This is a genomic window from Micromonospora sp. NPDC052213 (assembly GCF_040679695.1).
In the GTDB taxonomy this organism is placed as follows: Bacteria; Actinomycetota; Actinomycetes; order Mycobacteriales; family Micromonosporaceae; genus Micromonospora.
Genome location: NZ_JBFAVI010000240.1, coordinates 1 through 8,063, shown reverse-complemented (window position 1 = coordinate 8,063; position 8,063 = coordinate 1). Strand labels below are relative to the sequence as shown.

7 protein-coding genes are annotated in these 8,063 nt (G+C 74.7%); 2 read left to right on the top strand and 5 right to left on the bottom strand.

Annotated elements, in window-relative coordinates:
• Positions 1-347 precede the first annotated feature (347 nt).
• A complete protein-coding gene (locus AB0L34_RS31705) occupies positions 348-1,751 on the top strand; it encodes a glycosyltransferase family 4 protein (RefSeq protein WP_363709098.1) in 1,404 nt (467 codons plus the stop codon).
• A gap of 175 nt (positions 1,752-1,926) precedes the next feature.
• On the opposite strand, the gene AB0L34_RS31700 is transcribed toward AB0L34_RS31705, so the two are convergent.
• From AB0L34_RS31700 to AB0L34_RS31685, 4 genes are all read right to left on the bottom strand, one after another.
• The gene (locus AB0L34_RS31700; RefSeq protein ID WP_363709096.1) at positions 1,927-3,210 is read right to left on the bottom strand and encodes a citrate synthase; all 1,284 of its coding nucleotides are present in this window, start codon (positions 3,208-3,210) and stop codon (positions 1,927-1,929) included.
• A 294-nt stretch (positions 3,211-3,504) separates the two neighbouring features.
• Positions 3,505-5,562, bottom strand: a complete 2,058-nt coding sequence (locus tag AB0L34_RS31695) for a sulfatase-like hydrolase/transferase (RefSeq protein WP_363709094.1) — start codon at positions 5,560-5,562, stop codon at positions 3,505-3,507.
• Positions 5,555-6,979, bottom strand: coding sequence for a class I SAM-dependent methyltransferase (locus AB0L34_RS31690; protein ID WP_363709092.1), 1,425 nt, complete (start codon positions 6,977-6,979; stop codon positions 5,555-5,557). The genes AB0L34_RS31695 and AB0L34_RS31690 overlap by 8 nt, the downstream gene beginning before the upstream one ends.
• A 7-nt stretch (positions 6,980-6,986) precedes the next feature.
• The gene (locus AB0L34_RS31685) at positions 6,987-7,136 is read right to left on the bottom strand and encodes a hypothetical protein (protein WP_357463791.1); all 150 of its coding nucleotides are present in this window, start codon (positions 7,134-7,136) and stop codon (positions 6,987-6,989) included.
• 191 nt (positions 7,137-7,327) lie between these two features.
• On the opposite strand from AB0L34_RS31685, the gene AB0L34_RS31680 reads away from it, so the two are divergent.
• Entirely contained in the window at positions 7,328-7,723 is a 396-nt protein-coding gene (locus AB0L34_RS31680) for a VOC family protein (RefSeq protein WP_363709090.1), read from the top strand.
• A 72-nt stretch (positions 7,724-7,795) separates the two neighbouring features.
• On the opposite strand, the gene AB0L34_RS31675 is transcribed toward AB0L34_RS31680, so the two are convergent.
• Positions 7,796-8,063, bottom strand: a 268-nt coding sequence (locus tag AB0L34_RS31675) for a helix-turn-helix domain-containing protein (protein ID WP_363709088.1), incomplete at its 5' end; no start/stop codon positions are given.

The following is an 8,063-nucleotide window of genomic DNA, read 5'->3' as shown; positions in this document are numbered from 1 at the left end:
GGCCCCCGCCCCCGGCGGCCGCCCCCGCCCCCGGGGGTCGGCGGCCGGTGTCGTCGCTGGCGCCCGCGTCGGCGCTCGCCGCGCATGCTCGGCTACCCATCCACCCTTCGGCGGTTGTGCGTTTCCACCCTTCGGTGGGTGCCCGGAATCCACCCGACTGACACGGGTCGGAGCTGCGGGTGTCCTCCGTCACCTTCGCCCCTTTCGAGATGCGGGATCGGGCTCGATGCCCTTTGCTTGTTCACGGGACGCGCACGCGCGTCTCCCCTCGGCCCCTCGGCCACCCCCACCACTGTCTCGCCGCCACCGCTGCCGGCGCGCACCTTCATGCATGGACGGAGATTGATGTGACGACCCTGCGGGTCGGCGAGCAGCCCACCACCTCCCCGGGTCGGGTCCACCGGCCCACCCTCACCTCCCGGCCCCAGGTCCCGGCGCACGCCGGGCCGGGCACGCCCCCGCAGACCCGCCGCATCCTGATGCTCTCCTGGGAGTACCCGCCCGTGCTCGTGGGCGGGCTCGGCCGGCACGTGCACGCCCTGTCGGTGGCCCTGGCCGCCGCCGGGCACGAGGTCACCGTCGTCACCCGGCACGCCGACGGCGCGCCCCTCGAGGAGTACGCCGACGGCGTCCGCATCCTGCGCGCCGCCGAGGACCCGGTGACCTTCCCGCTGGCCACCTCCTCCCTGCTCGCCTGGACGATGGCGTTCAACCACACGCTGACCCGGACGGCTCTACGCGCCGCCGAGGCCGGCTCGTACGACGTGATCCACGCCCACGACTGGCTCGTCGCGCACACCGCGATGACCCTGCGCGAGCACCTGGACATCCCGCTGGTCAGCACCATCCACGCCACCGAGGCCGGCCGGCACCAGGGCTGGCTGCCGGAGGAGATGAACCGCACCATCCACGGCGTCGAACACTGGCTGGCCGGCGAGTCCGGACGGGTGATCGTCTGCTCCGGCTACATGCGCGACGAGGTGACCGGGCTGTTCGGCGTGCCGGCCGGCCGGGTCGACGTGGTGCCCAACGGCGTGGAGCCGCACCGCTGGCGGGCGCCGGCGGCCGCGGTGGCGCAGGCCCGCGCCCGGTTCGCCGGGGACGGCCCACTGGTCACCTTCGCCGGCCGGCTGGTCTACGAGAAGGGCGTGCAGCACCTGATCGCCGGGCTTCCCCGGCTGCGCGAGCGGCACCCCGGGCTGCGCGCGGTCATCGTCGGCGACGGCCCGTACCGCGGCGAGCTGGAGGCCGAGGTGCACCGTCTCGGCCTGGCCGGCACGGTCAGCCTCCCGGGCTTCCTCGGCGGCACCGACCTGCCCGCGGTGATGGCCGCCTCGGACTGCTTCGCGGTGCCGAGCATCTACGAGCCGTTCGGCATGGTGGCCCTGGAGGGCGCCGCCGCCGGCGCGCCCCTGGCGGTCGCCGCGACCGGCGGGCTGGCCGAGATCGTCGAGCCGGGCGTCACCGGGATGACCTTCCGGCCGCACGACCCGGACGGGCTGACCGACGCCGTGCATGCCCTGCTGTCGGACCGGGAGCGGGCCCGCGAACTGGCCCGCCGCGCCCACGCCATGGTCCACGAGCGGTACGGCTGGACGGCGATCGCGCACCGCACGGCCGCCGCCTACGCCGCGGCGATCGCCACGGCGCCGGCATTCACCGCCGAGCGGGCCGCCGAGCGGATGACCCGGGGCCGCGCCCTGCCGGCCATCGCGGAGGGCAACCTGCTGGCCGCCGCCGGCCTGCGCTGACCGGCGCGGGGACCCGGCCGGCTAACGGGCACCGCACTCGTCGCGTGCCGTCTGGGTGGTCTCGTCGACGGGGCAGCTCGACAGGGCGTGACCGGCACGCTCCTCCCCTAACAGGGCGACAGGCCGCCGAACCCTCGCGGGGTCGGCGGCCTGTGTGCGGTGCGCGGGGCGGAGGTCAGCGCTCCGAGAACGGGGCGTACGCCCGCTGCGAGGAGCCGGTGTAGATCTGCCGCGGGCGGCCGATCTTGGTCTCCGGGTCGTTGATCATCTCGCGCCACTGGGCGATCCAGCCGGGAAGCCGGCCCAGCGCGAAGAGCACCGTGAACATCTTGGTCGGGAAGCCCATGGCCTTGTAGATCAGGCCGGTGTAGAAGTCCACGTTCGGGTAGAGCTTGCGGGACACGAAGAAGTCGTCGGCCAGCGCGATCTCCTCGAGCTGCATCGCGATGTCCAGCAGCGGGTCCGGCTTGGCCATCCGGCCGAGCACGTCCTGGGCCGCGTTCTTCACGATCGCCGCGCGCGGGTCGTAGTTCTTGTAGACCCGGTGGCCGAAGCCCATCAGCTTCACGCCGTCCTGCTTGTCCTTCACCTTGCGGACGAAGGACGCGACGTCGCCGCCGTCGGCCTGGATCTTCTCCAGCATCTCCAGCACGGCCTGGTTGGCGCCGCCGTGCAGCGGGCCGAAGAGCGCGTTCACGCCGGCCGAGACCGAGGCGAAGAGGTTGGCGTTGCTGGAGCCGACCAGCCGCACGGTCGAGGTGGAGCAGTTCTGCTCGTGGTCGGCGTGCAGGATGAACAGCATGTCCAGCACCTTGGCCATGACCGGGTCGACCTCGTACGGCTCCGCCGGCACGCCGAAGGTCATCCGCAGGAAGTTCTCCACGTAGCCCAGCGAGTTGTCCGGGTACAGCAGCGGCTGGCCGATCGACTTCTTGTAGGCGTACGAGGCGATGGTGGGGACCTTCGCCATCAGCCGGACCGTGGACATCTCGACGTGCGAGGAGTCGAACGGGTCCAGGCTGTCCTGGTAGAAGGTCGAGATGGCGCTCACGGCCGAGGAGAGCACCGCCATCGGGTGCGCGTCGCGCGGGAAGCCGTCGAAGAAGCGGCGCATCTCCTCGTGCAGCAGGGAGTGCCGCCGGATCCGCTCGGTGAACTCGGTCAGCTGCTGCTGGCTCGGCAGCTCACCGTAGATCAGCAGGTACGAGACCTCCAGGAACGAGGACTTCTCCGCGAGCTGCTCGATCGGGTACCCGCGGTAACGCAGGATCCCCGCGTCGCCGTCGATGTAGGTGATCGCGGACGAGCAGGCCGCGGTGTTGACGAAACCAGGGTCGTACGTCGTCATCCCGGTTTCCTTGAGCAGCTTGCCCACCCCGATGCCGGCGGGGCCCTCGACCGCGGATTGCACCGGCATCGAAAGCTGCCCACCGGGGTGATCGAGCTTGACTTCCGTCATGTGGTCCCTCGCTTCGCCGGCAGATCTGCATTGAATTGCCTTCGCTTTTACCGTAATCACGGTCGCGGGGATACCGCCCGCCGTGGTTCGGCGGTGAGGTCTGCGTCACCCGATTCCCGACCAGCGGGCCGGGAAACCCCGTCCATTTCGGGCACGCGGGGCCGCCCGTGCCCGCGTGGACATGGGAACGCTACCGGCCGGCCGCCGTCACAGGTGGGCAGGGCGCGCGCCGCGGTGGGCAGGGCGCGCGCCGCGGTGGGCAGGGCGCGCCCGTCGCGGGCGGGCCGCAGCGCCTCAGGACAGGTCGAGCCGGCGCAGCCCCCCGTCGGCGGCGACGCGGTAGACGTCCAGCCGGTTCGCCCCGGCGTGGAAGAGCCGGTCGTCGGCGACCAGGGCGGCGAAGCGGCGACCGCCGGCGTCCCGGGGGACCACCGGCACGACGGCGCCGACCCGGCCGTTGACGGCGACGGCCAGCAGAGTGCCGGAGGGCACCTCGTCCGGCACGTCGCCCCAGACCGCCGCCGGCAGCCGGCCGGTGTCCGGGTCGACGGCCCGGAACCCGGACAGGCCGGCGACGCGGGCGGGGCCGCCGTTCGGACGGTCGCCGACGGCGGTGCCCACGAGCGGGTGGGGCGCGGGCGGCGCGGGCGGGGCCGGCACACCGCCGGGGATGGGCGTCGGTTCCCCGGGGCGGTCGTAGAAGACCTTGCCCGTCTCGGCGCGCGGCGCCTCGCGGGCGGACCGGCCGTCGACCCGCCAGGGCAGCCGGATGGCGGCCTCGTCGGCGATGGTGGGCAGCAGGTCGACGTGCTGCCAGTTCCGGTCGTCGACCCGCCCGGCGCGCTGCCCGGGGGTCTTGACGAACATCGGCACCCAGGCGACCTCGTCCGGGGCGGCCCGGAGGGCGTCCATCCCGCGCCCCTGGGCGCCCTTGGTGAAGCTGACCCCGTGGTCGGCGGTGACCACCAGCAGGGCCTCGTCGTAGAGGCCGCGCTCCCGCAGGGTGCGCAGGGTCTCCCCGATCAGCCGGTCGGTGTAGCCGAGCTGCGCGAGGTGGCGCCGGTGGGCCAGCTCCACCCAGCCGTCGCCGTCGTTCGGCAGGTCCTCCGGGGCGTCGTAGCGCGACCCGGACGGCAGGTACGCCCACGGGGAGTGCGGCATCAGCAGGTGCAGGAAGTGCAGCGTCGGCCGGGACGCCGGCCGCAGTCCGGCCAGGAAACTGGTGAACCGGGCCGGCTGGTTGGCGTTCAGGCTGTCCCAGCGGAACTTCGGGTCCGCCGGCACCGGCTCGGCGTCGTCGATGCCCGCCTCGGCTCGGGTGCGCTCCCGGTAGGAGTCCTCCGGGTCGACCCGGCTGTCCACCGGGCCGGCGAGGCGGCGCAGCAGCCCGCCGGTCTCCCGGACGAGCACACCCATCCCCTGCTCCGGCGTGACCGGCGACTCGCACCGACTGGGCGGGCAGAGCCGGGTGATGCTCTCCTCGGCACGGATGTCGTACAGGCCGCCAAAGGCGGTGAAGAGGTTGTCCGGGTACTGCGAGTAGTGCGGCGCCGCCGCGCGCTGCGGGTACCGACCGGTGAGCATCGCCGGCAAGGCGTACGGCGTCCAGCCGGCGACGCCGGTGGCGTTGCGGTACCAGGTGGAGCCGGCGGCCAACTCGGCGAAGTGCGGGTACCGGGCGGCGTCGACCCGCCCGTCCGGTCCGAGCAGGGAGACCAGCGGCAGCTCGTCGAGGACCAGCACCACGACCGGCGGGTGGTTGCCGGGCCCGGCCGCCCCGGCCGCGCCGCCCTCGCCGCGGGGCAGCACCACCGTGGAGGTGGGCGAGGCGAACAGGAACAGCCCCACGAACAGCAGCGGGCCGGCGGCGGCCAGCCGCAGCACCCGCCCGGGCCCGCGCCACCGCCGGTGCGCGACCGCCCCGGCGGCGCCGGCCACCGCCGCCACCAGCAGCAGCGGTACGCCCCGCAGCGGCGTACCGTGCCGGCCGACCTGCACGGCCAGGGCGGCGAGCAGCAGCCCGACCAGCAGGCTGTGCGTCACCGAGCGGGCGGCCCGCCCGGCCAGCCGGGACAGCGCGCCCAGCAGCGCCACGGCCGCCGTGGGCACCAGGACGACCAGTGCGACCAGCAGCAGGATCTCGCGCCGGTCCGCCCGGTGGAACAGGAAGAAGTCCGGGCTGCGGCCGAGGACGTCCAGCAGCGGCTGGGTCACCACGAGGCCGACGAGGGCGGCGACCTCCGCCAGCCGGCCGAGTTCCGCCCGTCGGCCCGGCGACCGGCCGCCCCGCCCGGACGCCGGCGGCGGGTCGGCCGGTGCGGCGTCGTCCGCCGGGCACGCCGGCTCAGCCACCCACGACCGCCGCGTAGAGGGTCCGGGTGCCCGAGGGCAGGTCGAGACGGCGCGCGATCCGGCACCGGGTTTCCAGCAGCCGTTCGAACTCGGCGCGCCGGTAGTCCGGGAAGATCCCCTCGGGCTTGTTGGCCAGCAGCCGGCGGGCCATCGGGTCCTCGGGGTGGACGAACTCCACCACGATCCGGGCGCCGGGGGCGGCGAGGCCGACGAGCCAGTCCAGCACCTCGGTCAGCGGCACGTTGCGCCCGATCGCCAGGTGGTGCACCACGGCCAGGGCGAGCACCACGTCCGCCCGGGCGCGGCCGGCGAACGAGGCCCGCTCGACGCCCCGCCAGCCGCCGCCGGGGGACGGGTCGGCGAGGTCCATCACCAGCGGCAGGATCCGCCGCTCGCCCTCGTCCCGCAGCGCCCGGTAGAGCCCGTCCACGACGGCCGGGTCCTGCTCCACCGCGACGACGTAGTCGGCCTGCCGGGCGGCGAGCCGGGCGTACCGGCCGTCGTTGGCGCCGAGGTCGAGCGCCAGGCGGGGACGCGGCGGCTCGGCCAGCGCCTCGGCGACGAAGCGTTCCTTCGTGGCCCGGTCGTCGGCCGTGTACGCGCAGGTGCGCTGGTAGTCGACCCAGTGGCTGGCGGCCGGGCGGTGCTCCAGCCGGCGGACGAGCTTCTCGATCCCGCGTACGGTGGCCAGCGCCAGCTCCTGGGAGTAGCCGGCCGCCCGTAGCTGCGACCGGACGTCGGCGGTGCTGGCCCGGGCGTTGCGGCGCTGCATCGCGTCGTGCAGGTGTACGTGGGTGAGCACGCCGGGCAACAGCCGGCGCGTCCCGCCGAACAGCCGGCGCATCTGGTCGGGCTCGATCCCGTCGACGCGGGCGCGCAGCCACGGCTGGAAGTCCAGCCCGAGGTGGGCGCCGAGCAGCAGCGGGTAGAGCAGGGTCTGGCAGAACTGCCGGTAGCCGGCCCAGGGCTCGCCGTCGCGCGCCGGGGTGAACGAGCCGACGTCGATGAAGACCGGCTCCGTCCCCCGCCACTGGAGGTTGTACGCCGAGCCGTCCTTGGTGGTGAATCCGGCCGGCAGCGCCGCCCGCAGGATCTCCAGGTGCAGCAGCGCCGCGTCCCGCAGCATGGCGAAGGACCACTCGTAGGGGTGCGAGACGAACGGGATGCGCTCGTGGCGGAGCACGGCCGCCCACCGGGCGGCCGTGGGCACCCGCGCCGGCTCGACCGGCTCGGTGCCGCAGACCTTGCCGGCAGCGAGCAGCGGCGGGAAGAACTCGGCGGCGGCCAGTGCGCGCCATTCCCGGGCGGCCCGCTCGTCCAGCCCGCGCAGCACGTCGTCGCCGAGGTGGAAGACCCGGTTGGCCGGGTCGCGGAACGACCCGGGCTCGGCGCGCACGCCGGTGTGGGGGGTCACCATCGCCGGGTCAGTGGTGGTCGGTGGGCTGGCGGCGGAAGCGGTCGACGAGCCGCCGCCAGTAGAGCTTGGCCGCCACCGCGGCGCCGGCCACCCCGCCGACCACCGCCTGCACGATCAGGCTGCCGGACCCCGCGTCCAGGTAGGCCAGGTGTTCCACCGACCGCTCCTTCCCTCGCCGTCTCGACCGCCGGCGCGCCCGGTCGCACCCTATGAGGGATTTGGCCGGAAAGCCGGACTTGTCTCACACCGTACGCCGATCGTCCCCGCCGTGAAGGCCACACCGGACACTCCACCCGGCGTCCGTTTCGTTCAAGACGCCCGCCCGGGGCCGCCCCTACCGTGGCAGGCATGGCACCGACACTGGATCTCATCGGCATGGTCGCCAGCGACCTGCCACGCGCGCTCGCCTTCTACCGCCGGCTCGGCCTCGACATCCCGGCCGAGGCCGACACCGAGCCGCACGTGGAGGTCACCCTGCCGGGGGGCCTCCGGCTGGCCTGGGACACCGCCGACACCGTCCGCTCCTTCGACCCGGACTGGAAACCCGGGGGCGGCGGCGGGGCCGGGCTCGCGTTCCGGTGCGCCGACCCGGCCGAGGTGGACCGGCTCTACGCCGAACTGGTGGCCGAGGGCCACCCGGGCCACCTGCCCCCGTGGGACGCCGACTGGGGCCAGCGGTACGCGGTGGTACGCGACCCGGACGGCAACGGCGTGGACCTGTTCGCCCCGCTCGCACAGGGGTGAGCGCGGTCCGCCCGCGCGGGCCGGACCGGCCCGCCCGCGCAGGGCCGGAACCGAGGTCTGGACCGGGTTCGCTCAGCGCGACAGCAGGACGGTCGGCGGCACCCCGGCCAGGTCCCGCACGTCGCGGGTGAGGTGGGCCTGGTCGGCGTACCCGCAGCGGGCCGCCACCTCGGCCAGCGGGGTGCCGGCGCGGGCCAGCGCCAGGGCGCGCCCCATCCGCAGGATCCGGGCCAGGGTCTTCGGGCCGTACCCGAACAGGTGCCGGCTGCGGCGGACACCTCCCGTCGGGTGGTCGACTTCATCCTCTCCACCGTTCGGCGACACCACGACTGGGCGGGCA

Excerpts from the sequence above, each read along its gene's own strand:
- AB0L34_RS31700 (WP_363709096.1), bottom strand. The coding sequence starts at position 3,210 with ATGACGGAAGTCAAGCTCGATCACCCCGGTGGGCAGCTTTCGATGCCG.
- AB0L34_RS31680 (WP_363709090.1), top strand. The coding sequence starts at position 7,328 with ATGGCACCGACACTGGATCTCATCGGCATGGTCGCCAGCGACCTGCCA.
- AB0L34_RS31690 (WP_363709092.1), bottom strand. The coding sequence starts at position 6,979 with ATGGTGACCCCCCACACCGGCGTGCGCGCCGAGCCCGGGTCGTTCCGC.